The 18,584-nt window shown below is 72.2% G+C and carries 14 protein-coding genes; all 14 read left to right on the top strand.

Translation table 11 applies throughout. From position 1 onward, the window contains the following. Position 1: 1 nt before the first annotated feature. Positions 2 to 1,528, top strand: a complete 1,527-nt coding sequence (locus tag ACIHAA_RS18735) for a lyase family protein (protein WP_399818409.1) — start codon at positions 2 to 4, stop codon at positions 1,526 to 1,528. Positions 1,529 to 1,539: 11 nt separating this feature from the next. Beyond that, positions 1,540 to 3,210, top strand: a complete 1,671-nt coding sequence (locus ACIHAA_RS18740; RefSeq protein WP_399818411.1) for a class I adenylate-forming enzyme family protein — start codon at positions 1,540 to 1,542, stop codon at positions 3,208 to 3,210. 90 nt (positions 3,211 to 3,300) lie between these two features. After that, on the top strand, positions 3,301 to 4,797 hold the full coding sequence (locus tag ACIHAA_RS18745) for a phytoene desaturase family protein (protein WP_399818413.1): 1,497 nt from the start codon (positions 3,301 to 3,303) through the stop codon (positions 4,795 to 4,797). Positions 4,798 to 4,820: 23 nt separating this feature from the next. Beyond that, positions 4,821 to 5,981 (top strand): FAD-binding oxidoreductase, encoded by a 1,161-nt coding sequence (locus ACIHAA_RS18750; protein ID WP_399818415.1) that lies wholly within the window; start codon positions 4,821 to 4,823, stop codon positions 5,979 to 5,981. 256 nt (positions 5,982 to 6,237) lie between these two features. Further along, entirely contained in the window at positions 6,238 to 6,486 is a 249-nt protein-coding gene (locus tag ACIHAA_RS18755; RefSeq protein WP_399818417.1) for an acyl carrier protein, read from the top strand. Between the two features lie 100 nt (positions 6,487 to 6,586). After that, positions 6,587 to 8,407 carry an FAD/NAD(P)-binding protein gene (locus tag ACIHAA_RS18760; RefSeq protein ID WP_399818571.1) on the top strand — a complete coding sequence of 607 codons (1,821 nt, stop codon included), beginning with the start codon at positions 6,587 to 6,589 and terminating at the stop codon, positions 8,405 to 8,407. A gap of 129 nt (positions 8,408 to 8,536) precedes the next feature. After that, positions 8,537 to 9,736, top strand: a complete 1,200-nt coding sequence (locus tag ACIHAA_RS18765; RefSeq protein ID WP_399818419.1) for an acyl-CoA dehydrogenase family protein — start codon at positions 8,537 to 8,539, stop codon at positions 9,734 to 9,736. Positions 9,737 to 9,872: 136 nt separating this feature from the next. Next, positions 9,873 to 10,976, top strand: coding sequence for a saccharopine dehydrogenase (locus ACIHAA_RS18770; protein WP_399818421.1), 1,104 nt, complete (start codon positions 9,873 to 9,875; stop codon positions 10,974 to 10,976). Beyond that, positions 10,969 to 12,153 (top strand): saccharopine dehydrogenase family protein, encoded by a 1,185-nt coding sequence (locus tag ACIHAA_RS18775; protein ID WP_399818423.1) that lies wholly within the window; start codon positions 10,969 to 10,971, stop codon positions 12,151 to 12,153. The genes ACIHAA_RS18770 and ACIHAA_RS18775 overlap by 8 nt, the downstream gene beginning before the upstream one ends. A gap of 159 nt (positions 12,154 to 12,312) precedes the next feature. Next, positions 12,313 to 13,632 carry a lysine N(6)-hydroxylase/L-ornithine N(5)-oxygenase family protein gene (locus ACIHAA_RS18780; RefSeq protein ID WP_399818425.1) on the top strand — a complete coding sequence of 440 codons (1,320 nt, stop codon included), beginning with the start codon at positions 12,313 to 12,315 and terminating at the stop codon, positions 13,630 to 13,632. Next, positions 13,629 to 14,684, top strand: a complete 1,056-nt coding sequence (locus ACIHAA_RS18785) for an NAD(P)/FAD-dependent oxidoreductase (RefSeq protein ID WP_399818427.1) — start codon at positions 13,629 to 13,631, stop codon at positions 14,682 to 14,684. Before ACIHAA_RS18780 ends, ACIHAA_RS18785 begins: the two co-directional genes overlap by 4 nt. Before the next feature lie 99 nt (positions 14,685 to 14,783). Then, positions 14,784 to 16,796, top strand: a complete 2,013-nt coding sequence (locus ACIHAA_RS18790) for a class I tRNA ligase family protein (RefSeq protein ID WP_399818429.1) — start codon at positions 14,784 to 14,786, stop codon at positions 16,794 to 16,796. Continuing rightward, on the top strand, positions 16,793 to 18,313 hold the full coding sequence (locus ACIHAA_RS18795) for an AMP-binding protein (RefSeq protein ID WP_399818430.1): 1,521 nt from the start codon (positions 16,793 to 16,795) through the stop codon (positions 18,311 to 18,313). Before ACIHAA_RS18790 ends, ACIHAA_RS18795 begins: the two co-directional genes overlap by 4 nt. After that, positions 18,303 to 18,581, top strand: coding sequence for an acyl carrier protein (locus tag ACIHAA_RS18800; RefSeq protein ID WP_399818432.1), 279 nt, complete (start codon positions 18,303 to 18,305; stop codon positions 18,579 to 18,581). Before ACIHAA_RS18795 ends, ACIHAA_RS18800 begins: the two co-directional genes overlap by 11 nt. Positions 18,582 to 18,584 lie beyond the last annotated feature (3 nt).

An 18,584-nucleotide genomic window follows, 5' to 3' on the forward strand; every position in this document is an offset into this window, starting at 1 on the left:
CATGTCCGCAGAGACACCCACCCGGGCGTCCGGAACCGACTCCGGGCTGCTCTCGCCCGTCTGGGCCGGCACACCGGTCGAGGCGGTCACCTCGGACGAGGCCTGGCTCGCGGCGATGGTCGAGTTCGAGGCCGCGCTCGCCACCGCACAGGCGAGCCTCGGCGCGGTGCCGCGGGGCACGGCCGCGGCCATTCGCACGGCGGGGGCGAACGGACGGCTCGACCCGGTGGAGCTGGCCCGGCGGAGCCGCGAGGCCGCCAACCCGGTGGTGTTCTTCGTCAAGAAGCTCACCGAACTGGTCGCGGAGGTCTCCCCGGAGGCTGCCGGGCACGTCCACGCCGGATCCACCAGCCAGGACGTCCTGGACTCGGCGGCGATGCTGGTCGCCACCCGGGCGCTCACCCTGCTCCACGAGGACCTCGGACGGATCCGCGCCGCACTCGCCCGCCTGGCCCGTGAGCACCGCGACACCCCCGCCGCGGCACGCACCCTCACCCAGCACGCCGTGCCGACCACCTTCGGGCTCAGGGCCGCCACCTGGCTCACCCTGATCGCCGACGCCCACGACCGGGTCGGGGCGCTGCTCGACACCCGGCTGCCCGTGTCGCTCGGCGGTGCCGCGGGCACCCTCTCCGCCTACCACGACCAGCTGCGGGCCGCCGGTGTGACGGGCTTCCACCCCGAACTGCGGCTCGTGGAACTGGTCGCGGACGAACTGGGGCTGTCGGGCACCGCGCTGCCCTGGCACGCCGCCCGCACCCCGATCGCCGATCTGGCCGGCGTCCTGGCCTTCACGGGCGGAGCCCTCGGCAAGTTCGCCGCGGACGTGCTGGTGCTGTCCCGTACCGAGGTCGCGGAAGTGGCGGAGCCCGCCGCGGCGGGCCGCGGCCAGTCCTCCGCGATGCCGCAGAAGCGCAACCCGGTGCTGAGCACCCTCATCGCGGCCGCGGCACGCCAACTGCCGGTGTACGCGCTGGTCCTCCAGCAGGCGGTGGTCTCCGAGGACGAGCGGCCCGCCGGGGCCTGGCACGCGGAGTGGCAGCCGTTGCGCGAGTGCCTGCGGCTGGCCGGGGGAGCCTCCCACACCGCGGCCGAACTCGCCGAGGGCCTGGTCGTCTCCGCGGAGCGCGTCCACGCCAACCTCGTCCTGACCGGGACCGCGCTGGTCGCCGAGCGGCTCTCCGTGGCGCTCGCCCCCGACCTCGGGCGGCGGCTGGCCAAGGACACCGTCACCCGAGCGGTGCGCGCCACGGAAGGTGGCCTTCCGCTCGACGAGGCGCTGCGGCTGGCCCTGAAGGAGAGCGGACACGCGGACGCCCTCTCCACCCCGCTGGAGCAACTGCTCGCCCCGGAGGACTACCTCGGCGCGGCCGTCCCCCTCACCGACCGGGCCGTGCACCGGGCCACCGGCGCCGGTTCCCCCGACACCCCGGAGCACGGCGGTGACGTACCGCCCGCGGCCGGTGCCCACCCCGCCTCGCACCCCACCACCGATCCCACTCCCTCGTCGCACGACCGGGAAGACTAGGAGACTGCCAGATGATGATCAGTGAGGAACTCCGCCAGAGGATTCTCGCGGACGGGGCGCTGGGCGCGGGCAATGTGCTGCACCGGCTCACCGGGTACGGCCGGACCCTGGACGAGAAGGTGCTGTGGACGGACGGCACCTGGCGCTCGCCCTCCGGCGACCACCCCGAGGTGCTCACCCTCGGCGAACTCCAGGAGATCGTGGCCACCTACGCCGGCTACTACCACCAGGCGGGCGTGCGGGCCAAGGACGCGGTCGCCATCGTCTCCACCTCCATCACCGACTTCGCCCTCAACCTGATGGCGCTCACCAGCCTCGGCGCGATCGCCTCCCTGGTGAACGCGAACATGCCGCCCGAGGTGCGCCGCGAGTACATCCGCCGTCAGCAGGTGGTCGGCGTGATGACCCGGGAGCCCTGGCACAAGGAACTGCTCCAGCACCTCGACGACGACATCGCGCCGGGCTTCGTGGCGCTCCAGTCGGAGATCACCCCCGGGCACCGCACGCACCGCCCGGAGAACTACCCCTTCCGCCACACCCCGACCGACCCGATCCTGATCTCGCACTCCTCGGGCACCACCGGCATCCCCAAGTCCGCCTTCCACACCCATGAGACGCTGTTCCACGGCGCGCTCAGCAGGCTGGAGGACGGCCAGGACTGCAGCACCCGCAAGCGGCTGCTCGCCCTGCCCGGCCACCATGTGTCGGCCATGTCCAACACCCTGCTCAGCCTGCTCCTCGGCGCGCCGCTGGTGCACTTCACCGACCCCAGCGGCCCCGCCGTCCTGGACGGCATCGAGAAGCACCGCCCGACCATCGTGTTCGGCTTCACCCACACCTTCTCGGAGATGGCCGCCGAGGACCTGGCCGGACGTGATCTGTCGAGCGTCGAGGCGTACTACGTCTCCGGGGACGCCGCGCACCTGGTGCACATCAAGCGCCTGCTGGAGAAGGGCTCGCACACCGTGACGGGCCGCGACCTGAAGCCGCACACGGCACCCGGCGCCATCTTCATCGACATGTTCGGCTCCACCGAGATGGGCTATGTGCTGTTCGACTTCGCCCACCGCGCCGGGGGGCAGAACATCGGCCGCTGCATCGGCCGCCCGATGCGCTTCGCGCAGGCGGCCGCGCTCTCCGAGGACGGCGGGGTCCTGCCGCCCGGACAGGTCGGACGGCTCGGCGTACGGTCCCGGTCGCTGACCCCCGGCTTCTGGAACGACAACGTCCGCTGGCACAAGCAGTGGCTCGGCGGCTACTTCCTCACCGGCGACCTCGTCTACCGCGACGGCGCCAACAACTTCTACCACCTGGACCGCACCACCGACGCGATCCGTACCGAGGCGGGCGTCGTCTACAGCGCCTACACCGAGGAGATGCTGCTCGGGGAGTACCCCGAGATCCGCGACTGCACCGTGGTCGGCATGGCCGAGGACGGTGTGAAGTTCGGCTGGGAGGACGACGGGGTCGCCGAGACCCATGTCTTCCTCACCCTCGTCGAGGGGGCGAAGGCGCCCGAGGACCCGACCGCCTGGATCAACGCGGCGCTGTCCAAGCACGGGCTGCCCGAGACGGCGAGCGCGGTCGTCGTGGACGAGGAGACCATCCCGGTCGGTATCACCGGCAAGGTCCTCAAGCGCATCGTGCGCGACAAGGCCAAGTCGCTGGTCGGCGGCTGCTGACAGACGCCATGCCCTGACGGGGGAGGCGGCAGTCCCGCCTCCCCGGTCATCGCAGCACGGACCTTTGCGGTCACCGGAGGGAGATATTCAATGAGCGTCGACTACGACGTGATCGTCATCGGCGCGGGCAACGCCGGGCTGAGCGCCGCGGCCACCTTGCAGCGCGGAGGCAAGCGGACGCTGCTGGTGGAGCGGCACAACGTGCCGGGCGGTGCCGCCACTTCATTCGTCCGGGGCCGCTTCGAGTTCGAGGTGTCGCTGCACCAGCTCGGCGGCATGGGCGGCCCGGGCCCGCTGCGCGAGATCCTGGACGAGATGGATGTGACGCGCCGACTGCGGCTCATCCAGGACGAGGAGCTGTACCGGACGGTCGTGCCCGGTGTGCTCGATGTGACCCTGCCCGCCGACTGGCAGGGGATGGTGGACGTCCTCGACAGCCACTACCCCGGCAACCGCGCGGCACTCACCCGCTTCCTGGAGATCGTCCGGGAGGTCGGCCTGTGGCAGCTGACCGCCCGCGCCAACCTGCACCGGCCGAAGGAGCAGGCGGAGTGGCTGTCCGGCCTCACCGATGTGCGCCGCTACGGTCTGCGGACCTACCGGGAGGTGCTGGACGAGTTCTTCACCGACGAGCGGCTGAAGTTCGTGCTGTCGTCGTACTGGAGCTACAACGGCCAGCTGCCGTCGCTCATGTCGTTCATGGACATGGCGCGGCTGCTCGCACTGTTCGTCGACACCAAGCCGTACCAGATCGTCGGCGGCAGCCAGGCACTGTCCTCGGCCATGCTGGACTCCTTCCTGGAGGCGGGCGGCGAGGCCCGGTTCAACACCAGCGTGGAGAAGATCGTCACCCACGGCGGGCGGGCGGTCGGGGTCCGCCTGGACGACGGGGAGACCGTCTCCTGCCGTCTGGTGGTCTCCAACGCCCCGTCCATCACCACCTACACCCAGCTGCTCGACCCGGCCGACGTCCCGGCGGGCGTCCTCAGGGACCTCGGCTCCCGGCGGATGGGGCCCTCGGCCAGCGTGCTCTACCTGGGGCTGGACGCACCCGCGGCGGAGCTCGGCTTCAACACCGCCACCAACTTCCTCACCACCGACCTGGACGAGCGCACACTGGCCCGGAGCATGCGGTCGCTCGACCCCGCCCCGTTCCTGCTCGCCAGTTGCTACGACGTCCGGCCCACCGGAATGGCGCCGCCCGGCGCCTCGCAGGTCAACCTGGTCACCATCCAGTACGCGGATCCCTGGGAAGCGGTCCCGGTCGAGGACTACCAGCAGGCGAAGACCGCCTACGCGGCCTCGCTGCTGGATCTGCTGAAGGCCATCGCGCCCGAGGTGCGGGATGTGATCGAGGAGGCCGAGATCGCCACCCCGCTGACCTTCAAGCGCTATCTCAGCCAGCCCGGCGGCGCCATCTACGGCTTCGACCAGGACGCCACGGACAGCTGGCTGTTCCGTGAGGACGACCTCAAGCCGAACGTCCCGGGGCTGGTCCTGGTCAGCAACTGGGTCACGGCCGGCGGCTACAACTCGACGATCGTGACGGCGGCCCGGCTCAGCCGGCGGCTGCTGGACGTTCTGTGACGCACCATCGAGCGGAGTCAGACATGTCTACGTCCATCAATCCGCTGGCCCGCCTGTTCGCGGGCGCGGACCAGCTCGTCGCGGAGATCGAGCGGCGCGGCGCCGAGGGTGCGGACCATCCGTCCGACGCCCGGGCGGAGATCACGCCGTACCACCCCAAGGCCCTCGACCTGACCGTGGCCGAGATCGTCGAGGAGACCGAGACCACCAGGACCTTCCGGATGCGGCGCACCGACGGGGAACTGCTGCCGCCGTTCCTCGCCGGGCAGTACATCAGCCTCCACGTCCAGGTCGGTGACGTCCTGACGAACCGTGCGCTGTCCATCTCCTCCAGCCCCGCGGCGCGTGACCACTACGACCTGACCGTGCGCCGGCTGCGGGGCGGACGGGTCAGCAACCATCTGATCGACACCGCCCGGGTCGGCGACCGGTTCACCAGCGGCGGCCCGATCGGCACCTTCTGCCACGACCCGCTCTTCCACGGCGACGACATCGTCTTCCTGGCGGGCGGCTCCGGGGTCGCCCCGGCGATGAGCATGATCCGTGACATCGTCGACCACGGCCTGTCCCGCCGCTTCACCCTGGTCTACGGCTCCCGGCACGCGGACGACGTCATCTTCCGCGACGAACTGGACGCCGTCGCCGGGAAGCACCCGGACATCACCGTGCACCATGTGATCTCCGACCCCGGCCCCGACTGGACCGGGGAGGTCGGCCCGCTCGACGCGGCACTGATCTCCCGGCTGGTGGGCCCGCTGGCCGGGCGGATGACCTATCTGTGCGGACCGCCCGGCAAGTACGCCTATCTCGTACGGCAGTTGGAGTCGCTCGGGCATCCCCGCCGCCGGATCCGGCTGGAGGCCAACAGCGTCGCCCTGCCGCCGTCCGCCGATCCGCGCTGGCCTGCGGAGCTGGACCCGGAGGAGAAGGTCACCGTCACCGTCCGGGGCCGGGGGAGCGTCGAGGTGCCGCGTGGGCGCCCGCTGCTCGACGCCCTGGAGGACAACGGCCTGCGCCCGGAGGCCTCGTGCCGCTCGGGGGAGTGCGCCCTGTGCCGGGTCCGGGTGTGCTCCGGCGAGGTGTTCCACGCCGAGGAGGCCCGGCTGCGGGCGTCCGACCGCGAGTTCGGCTTCGCGCACTGCTGCGTCGCCTATCCGCTCACCGACCTTGAAATCGACTTCTGACGCCCCACCCGTTTCCGGGCGTCCGGAAACTGTCCGAAAAAATACTCCAAAGCCCTTTGTATTTCTTCGGGAATGTGATGTGCTGGGACTGCACACCGACCGGCCGGTCTGGCCGGAGAGGTGGAAACGAATTCACCTTCTACTCGTGTGCTTCTCAGGCTCTTTCGGAGCTTCCCGGAGTTTGTCTCCCTCACGTCCGGCTCCCTGCCGAGGCGTTCCCCCACGGTGTTCCACACCCTCGACAGGAGGTTTGCAGATGTCTTCTGACCTGCGGAAAGTAATGATCGACACGCTCCGGGACATGCACTTCGACACGGAGTCGGTGACCGATGAGACCCCGCTCGGCGACGGCGGCCTGGAATTGGAGTCGCTCTCGATCGCGGAACTCGTGATGCAGCTCGACAATTACGGCGTCGAATTCTCCGACGAGGAGATGGAGAAGCTGCCCACGATGACCTTCGGTGAATTCGCCGAAGAGGCGACCCGGCGCGCCGCAGCCAAGTAGGAAAATCCCTCACCGTACCGTGCCCCGGCGCTCGATTCGCTCGGGCGGACCGAAGGAAGGAGATGTGACCTTGCCGCAGCCGACCAGAGCGATCTGCGTCGTGGGCGCCGGTCCGCGAGGCCTCGCGGTCCTTGAGCGGTTATGTGCCAACCACACCGGCGAGCGCCGACTGACGGTCCACGTGGTCGACCCCTGCCCGCCCGGGCCCGGACGCACGTGGCGCACCCGCCAGTCCCACCACCTGCTCATGAACACGGTGACCTCGCAGGTCAGCCAGTTCACCGATGACAGCGTCCACTGCGCCGGACCCGTCCGGCCCGGGCCCAGCCTGTACGACTGGCTCCAGCGGGCCGGGTCCGGCGCCGCCGGGGACGGTGCGGGGGCGGAGCGGCTCGGACCCGACGACTACCCCTCCCGCGCACAGTACGGCCGCTATCTGGAGTGGGTCTTCGCCCACCTCGTGGCCACCGCCCCCGACACCCTCCGCATCGTCGTCCACCCGGCCACGGCCGTCGCCCTGGACGAGGACGCGACCGGCCAGCGCCTCACCCTCGGCGACGGCACCCGGCTGACCGGCCTGGACGTCGTCGTCCTCGCCCTCGGGCACGGCCCCAACGAGCCGGCGGCCGAGGAACGGCGGCTCACGGCCTTCGCCGACCGCCACGGACTGCGCTACCTCCCGGCGGCCAACCCCGCGGATCTCGACCTGGACGGCATAACCTCCGGCGAGACGGTCGCACTCCGCGGACTGGGACTCGCGTTCTTCGACGTCCTCGCCCTGCTCACCGAGGGCCGCGGCGGAAAGTTCGTACCGTCCCCCGACGGACTCCAGTACCTCCCCTCCGGACAGGAGCCCGTGCTCTACGCGGGATCCCGGCGCGGAGTGCCCTACCAGGCGCGCGGGGAGAACCAGAAGGGGCCGACCGGCCGACACGAACCGCTCTTCCTCACCCTCGACGCGGTCCGCCGGATCCGCACCACCTCCGGCGCGACCTTCCGCCGTGACGTCTGGCCGCTGCTGGACGCGGAGGTGCGCGCGGTCTACCACCACGCACTCGTTGCCCGGCGCGCCGACCGCCCCGCCGCGGACCGGTTCCTCGCCGAGTACCTGGCGGCCCCCGCCGCGGAACGGACCGGTGTGCTGCGCCGCCACGGCGTGGCCGCGGCCGACGAGTGGGACTGGGAGCGCATCGAACGCCCCTGGGGGGACAGGGAGTTCACCGACCCCACCGACTTCAACCGATGGCTGCTCGACTATCTGCGCGAGGACGCGCACAACGCCCGGGGCGGCAATGTCGACAACCCGCTCAAGGCGGCCCTCGACGTCCTGCGCGACCTGCGCAACGAGGTCCGGCTCGCCATCGACCACGGCGGGATCACCGGCACGTCGTACCGGGACGAGGTGGTCGGCTGGTTCACACCGCTCAACGCCTATCTGTCCATCGGGCCGCCGCTGTCCCGCATCGAGGAGATGACCGCGCTCGTCGACGCCGGAGTGCTCCAGGTCGTCGGCCCCCGCACCCGGGTCCGCCCGGACCCGCTCGGGGAGGGCTTCCTCATCGGCTCCGACGCCATACCCGGCTCGGAGGTGCGCGCCACCACCCTGATCGAGGCCCGCATACCCGATGTGGACCTGCGCCGCAGCGGCAACCCGCTGCTGCGTCAGCTGCTCTCCACCGGGCAGTGCCGGACCCACCGCATCGCGGGCCCCGACGGGGCCTACGAGACCGGTGGACTCGACGTCACCCGCCGCCCCTACCGGGTGGTGGACGCCGAGGGCGTACCCCACCCGCGCCGGTTCGCCTACGGGGTGCCCACCGAGTTCGTGCACTGGGCGACGGCCGCGGGCATCCGCCCCGGGGTCGGCTCGGTGATCCTCGAGGACGCCGACGCCATCGCCCGGGCGGCACTGGCTTCCTGACGGACGTCACCGGCCCACCGGTCCGCGCCCTTCCGGCGCGGCCCCGGGGGCCGGTCCGGCGCCCGAACCGGTCATCCGAACCGGCCGGACCGCCCCGCGGCCCCGGCCTCACCCGCACGGAGTTCCCCAGTGGACATCACCACCAGCTTCGACCCCGAGGTCCTCGCACTCCCCTTCTACGACGACGAACACCGCCGCTTCGCCGAGGAGATCGGCGTCTGGTGCGACGGCCACGGCCCCCTGTGGGAGGCCGTGCGCCGGATGGACCCGGACGAGGCCGGGCGCCGCCTGGTGGGCCTGCTCGGCGAGGACGGCTGGCTCGCGGCGCTCGACCCCCACACGGCGCCGCACCGGCTGCCCGGGGACCTGCGCGCCCTGTGCCTGGGCCGCGAGGCGCTCGCCTACGCGGAGGACCTCGCCGACTTCGCGTACTCCATCCAGGCGCTGTCCGCGACGCCGATCCTCCGCTTCGGCGACGCCGAACAGCACAAGCGCTATCTGCCGGGCATGGCCGACGGCTCCCTCATCGGTGCCTTCGCCGTCTCCGAGCAGGCGGCCGGCTCGGACCTCGGGGCGGTGGGCCTGAGCGCCCGGCGCACCGAGGGCGGCGGCTATGTCCTCAACGGCGCCAAGGCGTGGATCGCGCACGCCACCATCGCCGACCTCTTCGTCGTGATCGCCCGCACCGGGGAGGGGCCCGGCCCCCTCGGCCTCACGGCCTTCCTGGTGCCCGCCGACACCCCCGGTGTACGGGTGAGCGAACGCCTGGAGGCCATCGCGCCCCGTTCCTTCGGCCATCTGTCCTTCGAGGACTGCGAGGTGCCCGCCGAGGCCGTGCTCGGCCGCCCGGGCCGCGGCTTCGTCGTCGCCGCCGACCTGCTCGACCGGTTCCGGATGACCGTCGGCGCGGCCGCCGTCGGCTTCGCCCGCCGGGCCGCCGACACCGCCCTGGCCCACACCAGAAGCCGCAAGGCCTACGGCGGCACCCTCTTCGACCTCCAGCTGGTGAAGGGCTCGCTCGCCGACATGGAGGTCCGGATCAACGCCGCCGAACTGCTGGTGGCGCGCGCCGCCTGGGACTGCGACCGGGGCGGCCGCGGCTTCGCCCGCCACTCCCACATCGCCAAGGTCCACGCCACGGAGGCGGCCCAGCAGGTCGTCGACGCGGCCGTACAGCTGTTCGGCGCCGCCGGAGTGGTCAAGGACGGCACACCCGAACGCCTCTACCGGCAGATCCGTTCGCTGCGCATCTACGAGGGCGCCACCGATGTGCTGCGCCTGGCCATCGCCGACGCCCTGGACGTACGGCGCGCCGCCCTCGCCCCATGACCGCCCGTCACCCCGGCCCCGCCGGAATCCGCCCCACCGCGAGGAGCACCCGCGTGACCACCCCGGCCCGGACAGCGGTCCGCCCGGCCCGCCTTCACCGGACCGGGGAACGTACCCCCTTCGAGGAGCAGCACTGATGTCGGACCTGCCCCGCCTGTGGCTGCGGCACGAGAGCCGCCCCACCGAACGCCGGGCGCCGCTGGTGCCCAGCGACGCCGCGCGTCTGGTGAGCCAGGGCGCCGAGATCACCGTCGAGGAGTCGCCGCAGCGCGTCTTCCCGCTGGCCGACTACGTCAGCGCGGGCTGCGCCACCGCACCGGCGGGCAGCTGGACAGATGCCCCTCGGGACCACCATGTGCTCGGGCTGAAGGAACTGCCCCCGCAGCCCGGCCGGTTGCAGCACCGGCATGTGTACTTCGGGCACGCCTACAAGGGCCAGCCGGGCGCCCGGGAGCTGCTCGGCCGGTTCACGGCGGGCGGCGGCGCCCTGCTCGACCTGGAGTACCTCACCGACGACCACGGGCGGCGCCTGGCGGCCTTCGGCTACTGGGCCGGATACCTGGGCGCGGCCCTCGCGGTCCTGCACCGGCGCGGGGTGCTCACCACACCGCTGCGCTCCCTGCACCGCGAGGAGCTGGACACCCTGCTGCGGGACGGCGAAGGCGGCGGGACCGCCCTGGTCGTCGGCGCCCTCGGGCGCAGCGGACGGGGAGCGTGCGACGCGCTGGAGACCGCCGGGCTCACCCCCGTCCGCTGGGACCTGGCGGAGACCCGCGACCTGGACCGGGACGCCCTGCTGGACCACGACATCCTGGTCAACACCGTCCTGGTGACGCACCCGGTGCGGCCCTTCCTCACCCCCGCCGACCTCGACGCGCCCGGGCGGCGCCTCTCCACGGTCGTGGACGTCACCTGCGACGTGGGCTCGGACTGCAACGTCCTGCCCGTCTACGACACCGTGACCAGCTGGACGCATCCGGTACGGCGACTGCGCGGCGGGGACCGCCCGCTGGACCTGATCGCCCTCGACAACCTGCCCTCCCTGCTGCCCGCCGAGGCCAGCCGGTCCTTCTCCGCCGAGCTGTCGCCCCAGTTGGCGGGCCTCGGCACGGACACCCCGCCCTGGTCCCGCGCCCTGCGGGTGTTCGACGAGGCGGTGGCCCGGGAGACGGCCGGTGCGCAGGGTGCCGCGGAGCCGGACCCGGCCCGCGCCGACGGAGAGGAGAACATCCGTGTCTGACCGGACCGCGCCCGTGAGTGGTGTCGTCCACTGGATCGGCACCGGGCTGTCCACCGGCCCCACCGGCCTCGGACTGCTGTGTGAACGCGCCAAGCGGCTGGTGCTGTGGGACCGCACCGCCGAACGCGCCGACCGGCGGCTCGCGGCCCTCGGCCTGGCCGGGCGCGCCGAGACCCGCGCCCTGGACCCGGGTGCCCTGGAGGCCGCGGTGGGCCCCGGTGACGTGGTCGTCTCCATGCTGCCCGCGACCGAGCACCCGGCCCTGCTCCGCCTCGCCGCCGGCCGCAAGGCCCACTTCGCCTGCACCAGCTACACCTCCGGGGAACTCGCCGGGCAGGCGGCCGCCGCGGCCCGCGCCGGGCTGGTCGTGCTGACCGAGGCCGGACTCGACCCGGGCATCGACCACCTCATGGGCCATCTGCTGGTCGAGCGGGCCCGCCGGGACATCGGCGACCGCGCGGCGTCCGTGGAGTTCACCTCGTACTGCGGCGGCATCCCCGCCGAGCCCAACGACTTCCGCTACCGCTTCAGCTGGGCGCCGTACGGAGTCCTGGCCGCGCTCCGCTCACCCGCGCAGCACATCGAGGGCGGACGGCGCAGCACGGTCCGCCACCCCTGGGAGGCCACCCGCACCGTGGTCCTCGGCGGCGAGTCCTTCGAGGTCTATCCGAACCGGGACAGCCTGCCCTTCGTCGCCCAGTACCGCATCCCGCACGACTGGCACCTGGATACGTTCGTCCGGGGCACCCTGCGCAACGCGGGCTGGCGCGCGGCCTGGACCGAGGTCTTCGACACCGTCCTCACCGACGACGAGACCCGGATCCGCTCCCTGGCCAAGGAGCTGGCCGACCGCCACCCGACCACGGAGGCCGACCGGGACCGGGTGGTCCTCACCGTCGGCCTGACCGTCCGGGACGAGGACGGCGGCATCCGGTGGCAGGGGTCCCACCTGCTGGACCTCGTCGGCGACGAGACCGAGAGCGCGATGGCCCGCTGTGTCTCGCTGCCGCTCGCCCACGGGGTGACCCGCATCCTCGACGGCGCCCTGCCCGCGGGCCTGAACCGCGCCGCGGAGGACACCGGCGAGGCCGCCGCCTGGCTGCGCTTCCTCGGCGCCCACGGCGTGCCCACGACGTTCACCCAGACCCCGCCCACCGGCCCGGGAACCGCACCATGACCCCCGCGGCCCGCCCGCACCCGCCCCTCGGCACCGCGTCGCCGAGCCCCCGCCGAGCGGTGGCGGCCGCCCGGCACGCGTCCGGCGGTCCGCCGGGCACCGCATCCGAACCGCTTCACACGATCGAGCGCGGCGACCCGCCCGAAGGAGAGATCTTCCATGGCTCATGAGCCCACACGCTCCGGCCCGACGCACTACCGCTGCCTGGGAGTCGGCGTAGGCCCGGCCAACCTGAGTCTCGCCTCCCTGCTGTACGGCAGGGAGGACGTGACCAATCTGTTCCTGGACCGCAAGGAGTCCTTCAGCTGGCACGACGGCCAGCAGATGCCCGGGAACACCCTCCAGGTCTCCCTGTTCAAGGACCTGGTGACGCTGGCCGACCCCCGCAACCCCTTCTCGTTCCTGTCCTACCTCCACGACAACGGCCGCCTGTACCACTTCCTCAACGCCCAGTTCGACGCCGTACCCCGGGTCGAGTTCCGCAACTACCTTGCCTGGGCCAGCCGTTGCAACAAGAACATCGTCTTCGGGGAGACCGTCGAGGAGGTCACCTTCGACGACGTGTTCACGGTCCGCACCGACCGCCGCACCGTCACCGCGGACAACGTGGTCGTCGGCGTGGGCAGTGAGTCCTGGGTCCCGCCGCAGGTGCAGGGGCTGCTCGGACCGACCCAGTTCCATGTCAGCGAATACCTCCACCAGGACCGGAACCTGGCCGGCAAGCGGGTGGTGGTGATCGGCGGCGGCCAGTCCGGGGCCGAGGCGTTCCTCGACATGATCTCCCAGCCCGGCAAGGACCTGCCGCGCCGGGTCTCCTGGATATCCCGCCGCGGCAACTACTTCCCCATCGACGACTCGCCCTTCACCAACGACTACTACATGCCCTCGCACGCCGAGTACTTCTTCGGACTGGGCCGGGACGCCCGGCAGGCGTTCAACGACCGGCACATCCTCACCAGCGACGGCATCTCCGAGAGCACGCTGCGCGACATCTACCAGCGCGCCTACATGCACCGGTTCGTGGAGGGCAACGTCGACCTGGTGGGCCTCTACCCCAACCGCGAGGTCACCGACGTCTCCACCGGACTGTACGGCGGCTGGCAGGTGACCGCCCGCCACAACGACGACCGCGAGGCCGTGGAGATGTTCGAGGCGGACGTGGTGATCTGGGCGACCGGCTTCCGGCCGACCCGGACGGACTTCCTCGCCCCCGTCGCCGACCGGCTGGAGAAGGACGGCGACGAACTGCGCATCGACGAGGACTACGCCGTCCACTGGGACGGCCCGGACGACCGCCGGATCTTCGTGCAGAACGCCTCGCGCGGCCAGCGCGGCCTCGCCGACCCCAACCTGAGCCTGAACGCCTGGCGCAGCCAGCGGATCGCGGACCGGCTCGGCAAGGTGTCCAGCAACGACCAACTGCCGTCGTTCATCGAGTGGTCGACCAAGATGGGGGACCGGGCCGGGAGGGACACATGAGTCCCGGGCGGAACAACCGGATCGCGGTGGTCGGCGCCGGGATCGTCGGCTGCCTGATCGCACGGGAGCTGCTCGCCGCCGACCCGGGCGCGGACGTGATCGTCCTGGACCGCGACCTGGTCGGCTCGGGAGCGACCCGCCGCTCCGCGGGCCTGCACTTCCCGCGCGGAGCCACCCCCGCGGTCCGGGCGATGGCCGCCGAGAGCCAGCGCTACTACGCCCGACTCGCCGCCGAACGGCCCGAGTTGCCCATCCACGCGCTCCCGATGACGGTCCTCGCCCCGGAGTCGGCCGCGTCCCGCCTCGCCGAGGTGTACCTGCCCGAGGCGGAGCTGCGGCGCACGGACACGGCACCGGCGGGCGTCGAACCGCCCCCGGGAACCGCGGTCTGGACCGGGAACGGCTGCCAGTACGCCGATGTGCAGGCCCTCACCGGAGCCCTCGCGGCCGAACTGCGGCCGCGCGCGGAGATCCGCGAGGGAGCCGCCGTGACCGGCGTGCAGCCCGGCACGGACGGCGTCCGCCTCACCCTGGGCACCGGCGACGTGATCGACGCCCGGCAGGCGGTACTTGCCCCCGGGCCGTGGCTGGCGCACCCCGCCTGGCGCGACCTGGTGGCACCGCTCGGCGCACGGGTGAAGAAGATCGTGGCACTGCACATCGAGGACACCCCCGCCGAGAGCGACGGCGCGATCGTCCTGCACGACGAGGACGCCTTCCTGCTGCCCTACCGGGCCCGCGGACACTGGCTGTTCAGCTACACCTGCACCGAATGGGACGTGGACCCCGACACCGTCGAGCCCGGTCTCACCCCCGCCAACCGGGCGGAGGCCGTCGAGGTGCTGGGCCGCTACGCGCCCCGGCTCGCCGACCGCTGCCGCTCGGGACGGGTCTTCTGCGACGCCTACAACCCGGGCGGCGGTCCGCTGGTGCGCACCCTCACCGACGACGGACGCCTGCTCTTCGCGGGCGCGGCCGGCGGCTCGGGCTACCGCCTGGCACCGGCCATCGCCGCGGAGAGCGTACGCCTGCTGTCCAAGCACGCCGTCTGACCCCAGCCTTCGCGAAGCCTTCCCGGTTCTCGAAGCCTTCCCGGGCGCCTTCCGAACGGCCCTGCCGAGCCCTCGGAACGTCCTCCGAAAGGAACCGACATGATCTTCAGTCGCTATGACGAGCGCGCCCTCCACGACGCGTTCGGCATCCGCATGAGCAGCATCGAGGGGCTGGGCGTGGGGGCCGGCTGGGGGCGCGTCGCCCCGGGGCAGGCCTCCAGCGCACACCAGCACGACGAGACCGAGTTCTTCGTCATCGTCGCGGGCCGGGGCGACTTCGTCGTGGACGGCCGCAGGCACCCCGCCGAGCCGGGCACACTGGCCCTCTTCGAGCCCTTCGAGACCCACGTCCTGGAGAACACCGGCGACACCGACCTGATCTTCGTCACCCAGTACTGGCGGGACGCGGGCCGCGCCCTGACCTCCGCGGGGAACGCGGAGCGCACCGCCTTCGGCGACCGCCCGGTCTTCGTCTTCTCCACCCCGCCGACGCCCAACGGCGACCTCCACCTCGGCCATCTGTCCGGCCCCTACCTCGGCGCCGACGCCTTCGTCCGCTTCCAGCGCATGAACGGCACCGAGGCCTGGCACCTCACCGGCAGCGACGACTACCAGAGCTATGTGGTGGGCGCCGCCCGCCAGGAGGGCCGCGAACCCGCCGAGACCGCCGCGCACTACAGCGCCGAGATCGCCCGCACCCTCGCCCTGATGGACATCACGCCGGACCAGTACACCGTGACCGACACGGCACCCGGCTACCGCGACGGACTGCGCGACTTCTTCTCCCGCGTGGTCGCCTCCGGCCGGGCCGCCGTCACCGAGAAGGACGCGCTCTTCGACGCCGAGAGCGGGCAGTACCTCTACGAGGTCGACGTCAAGGGCGGCTGCCCCGGCTGCGGCGCGGGCACCAGCGGCAACATCTGCGAGGAGTGCGGCGAGCCCAACACCGTGGTGGACCTGGCCGACCCCCGCTCCGCGGGCTCCGCCGCCGCCCCGCGCCGCGCCCCGCTGGCCCGCTACTCGCTGCCGCTGCACGAGTTCCGCGACGAGGTCGCCGCCCACCACCGCGCGGGCCGTGTCCCGGCCCGGCTGCGCGAACTCGGCGACCGCCTCTTCGCCCGCCAGGCCCTGGACATCCCCCTCACCCACCCGTCCTCCTGGGGCGTCGCCCCCTCGGAGACGGAGGTCGACGGACAGGTCATCTGGGTCTGGCCGGAGATGTCCTACGGCTTCCTGCACGGCATCCAGTCCCTGGGCAGCCGCCTGGGCCGCGACTGGAAGGCCGCGGAACCCGCCGAGGACTGGAAGATCGTCCACTTCTTCGGCTACGACAACAGCTTCTACCACTCGGTGCTCTACCCGGTGCTCTACGGTCTGGCCCACCCCGGCTGGGAGCCGGACATCGACTACCACGTCAACGAGTTCTATCTGCTGGAGGGCAGCAAGTTCTCCACCAGCAGGCGCCACGCCATCTGGGGCAAGGAGATCCTGACCCCCGACTCCGTCGACGCCGTCCGCTACTTCCTCTCCCGCACCCGGCCCGAGGGCGAACGGACCAACTTCCGGCGCGCCGACTACGCCGAGACCCTCGACACCACCCTGATCGGCACCTGGCAGCGCTGGCTGCACGACCTGGGCGCCCGGATCACCAAGCACTACGACGGCACGGCACCGGACGCCGGGAACTGGACCCCGGAGCACTCCGCGTTCCTCGCCCGCCTCGGCGCCCGGCTCGACGCCGTCGGCGGCAGCCTGCGCGCGGACGGCTTCTCGCTCAACCAGGCCGCGGCCGAACTCGACGGACTGGTCGCCGACACGGTCCGCTTCGCCGAGCTGGAGGCCCGCACCGCCCAGAGCGCCGACTGGCAGAACGAGGCCCGCACCGCCATCGCGCTGGAGCTGGCCGCGGCCCGGCTGCTCGCCCACGCGGCCACGCCCGTGATGCCCCGCTTCGCCGCCCGGCTGGCCGCCGCGCTCGGGCTGCCGGAGCCCGCCGTATGGCCGCGGACGGTCGAACTGGTCGCCCCGGGAACCGAGATACGGCTCGCCGAGACCGTCTTCTTCACGCCCGCCTCCGCCGCCGAGGACACCCCGGGGGAGGGGCAGCGGTGACCCACGACACGCTCGGCCGCATCGTCTCCGCCGAACCGGGCGACGGGCACATCCGGGTGGCCAGCCTGCTGGGCACCCGCACCCTCCCGCTGCGCGAGCTGTACCGGCGCTCAGGCCGGATCGCCCGCTGGCTCCTCGACCAGGGCATCCGCCCCGGCGACCGGATCGGCATCCTCGCGGCCAACAGCCTGGAATGGATCCTGCTGGACCTGGCCGCGCTGCGGCTGAAGGCCGAGACCGCCGGATTCGAGCCGGGCAAGTTCACCCCGGGCGAGGAGCTGATGCACCGCTACGGCATCCGGCTGCTCTTCACCGACCGCCCCGCCGAGGCGCCCGGCACCGTGCCGATCGCGGAGGTGGCCCGGCTCGCGGAGCGGGAGGACCTCGACGGTGCGCCGCTGCCGCCGGTGACCTGGGGACCGAAGGACGTCACCACCGTCAAGTTCACCTCCGGCAGCACCGGAGAGCCCAAGGGGCTCGGTGCCACCGCGGGCAGCATCGACAGCTCGCTGCGCGCGGTGCAGGAGATCTTCGAACACGGCCCGGGCGACGACCTGTTCGTGTTCCTGCCGCTCTCCCTGCTCCAGCAGCGCTACTGGGTCTACTCGGCGCTGCTGCACGGCCACGACGTCACCGTCAGCACCTATGAAGCCGCGTTCGCGGCACTGCGCCGGGTGCGGCCGACCGTGGTCATGGGAGTCCCGGCCTTCTACGAGACCGCCAGACGGCAGATCCAGGCCAAGATGGCCAAGGGAGACGGCCAGAGCGCCGGGGAGGCGGCGCGCACGGTCTTCGGCGACCGCATCCGCTATCTGTGGACCGGATCGGCGCCCGCGGCCTCCGGCATGCTGCGCTTCTTCACCGAGGCGGGGCTGCCCATCTACGAGGGCTACGGGCTCAACGAGACCTGCATCGTCACCAAGAACCACCCCAAGGCCCACCGCGACGGCAGCGTCGGCCAGGTGCTCCCGGGCAAGGAGGTGCTGATCGGCGAGGACGGCGTGATCACCGTCCGCAGCGAGCACCCGGTCAACGACCACTACGCCTACTGCCGGCCGGGCGACTCCGAGCGGGTCTTCGGCCCGGACGGCACCGTGCGCACCGGCGACCTCGGCTACGTCGACGAGGACGGTTTCCTGTTCGTCCGCGGCCGGGCCGACGACGTGATCGTCCTGGACAACGGCAAGAAGGTGATCGTCCGCCCGATCGAGGAGGACATGAAGGCCGACCCGGCCATCGCCGAGTGCGTGCTGTTCTGCCCGGGACAGACCGAACTCGTCGCCGTGGTCTCCCCGGCCGCCCAGCCCGCGGACGAGCAGGCGATCGCCGCCCGGCTGGCCCTCACCAACGCCTCGCGCGCCGCCGACGAGCGGATCGGCCGCGCCGTCGTCGCGGACCCGCCGTTCTCCATCGACAACGGCCTGCTCACCTCGCAGTACAAACCCAAACGCGGACGGATCCTCGACGTCTACCACGACGCCGTCCACGACCCCCAGGAGGGAATCCATGCTGTCTGAATCCACACTGTCCGGGCTGGAGAGCGCCGCCCGCGAACAGCTGGCCGCCGTACTGACCCACGAGATCGCGCCGGGGGCGCTCGATCCGGACGCCGACATGGCCGGATCGTACGCTCTGACGTCCTTGAACAAGGTCCTTTTCCTGACGGAGCTGTGCGAGGCTACCGGCGTCGACCTCGCGCATTTCACCGAGGACGACCTCGACCGGATGCGAACCCTGCGTGACGTCGTAGAAGCACTCGCCCGACACTCGACCGAGGGATCCTGACAC

Source organism: Streptomyces sp. NPDC052040, assembly GCF_044548405.1.
Taxonomy (GTDB): domain Bacteria; phylum Actinomycetota; class Actinomycetes; order Streptomycetales; family Streptomycetaceae; genus Streptomyces.

What these genes read in the sequence shown, in the direction of transcription:
- ACIHAA_RS18735 (WP_399818409.1), top strand. Translation starts at nt 2, where the DNA reads ATGTCCGCAGAGACACCCACCCGGGCGTCCGGAACCGACTCCGGGCTG.
- ACIHAA_RS18740 (WP_399818411.1), top strand. Translation starts at nt 1,540, where the DNA reads ATGATGATCAGTGAGGAACTCCGCCAGAGGATTCTCGCGGACGGGGCG.
- ACIHAA_RS18745 (WP_399818413.1), top strand. Translation starts at nt 3,301, where the DNA reads ATGAGCGTCGACTACGACGTGATCGTCATCGGCGCGGGCAACGCCGGG.
- ACIHAA_RS18750 (WP_399818415.1), top strand. Translation starts at nt 4,821, where the DNA reads ATGTCTACGTCCATCAATCCGCTGGCCCGCCTGTTCGCGGGCGCGGAC.
- ACIHAA_RS18755 (WP_399818417.1), top strand. Translation starts at nt 6,238, where the DNA reads ATGTCTTCTGACCTGCGGAAAGTAATGATCGACACGCTCCGGGACATG.
- ACIHAA_RS18770 (WP_399818421.1), top strand. Translation starts at nt 9,873, where the DNA reads ATGTCGGACCTGCCCCGCCTGTGGCTGCGGCACGAGAGCCGCCCCACC.
- ACIHAA_RS18780 (WP_399818425.1), top strand. Translation starts at nt 12,313, where the DNA reads ATGGCTCATGAGCCCACACGCTCCGGCCCGACGCACTACCGCTGCCTG.
- ACIHAA_RS18785 (WP_399818427.1), top strand. Translation starts at nt 13,629, where the DNA reads ATGAGTCCCGGGCGGAACAACCGGATCGCGGTGGTCGGCGCCGGGATC.
- ACIHAA_RS18790 (WP_399818429.1), top strand. Translation starts at nt 14,784, where the DNA reads ATGATCTTCAGTCGCTATGACGAGCGCGCCCTCCACGACGCGTTCGGC.
- ACIHAA_RS18800 (WP_399818432.1), top strand. Translation starts at nt 18,303, where the DNA reads ATGCTGTCTGAATCCACACTGTCCGGGCTGGAGAGCGCCGCCCGCGAA.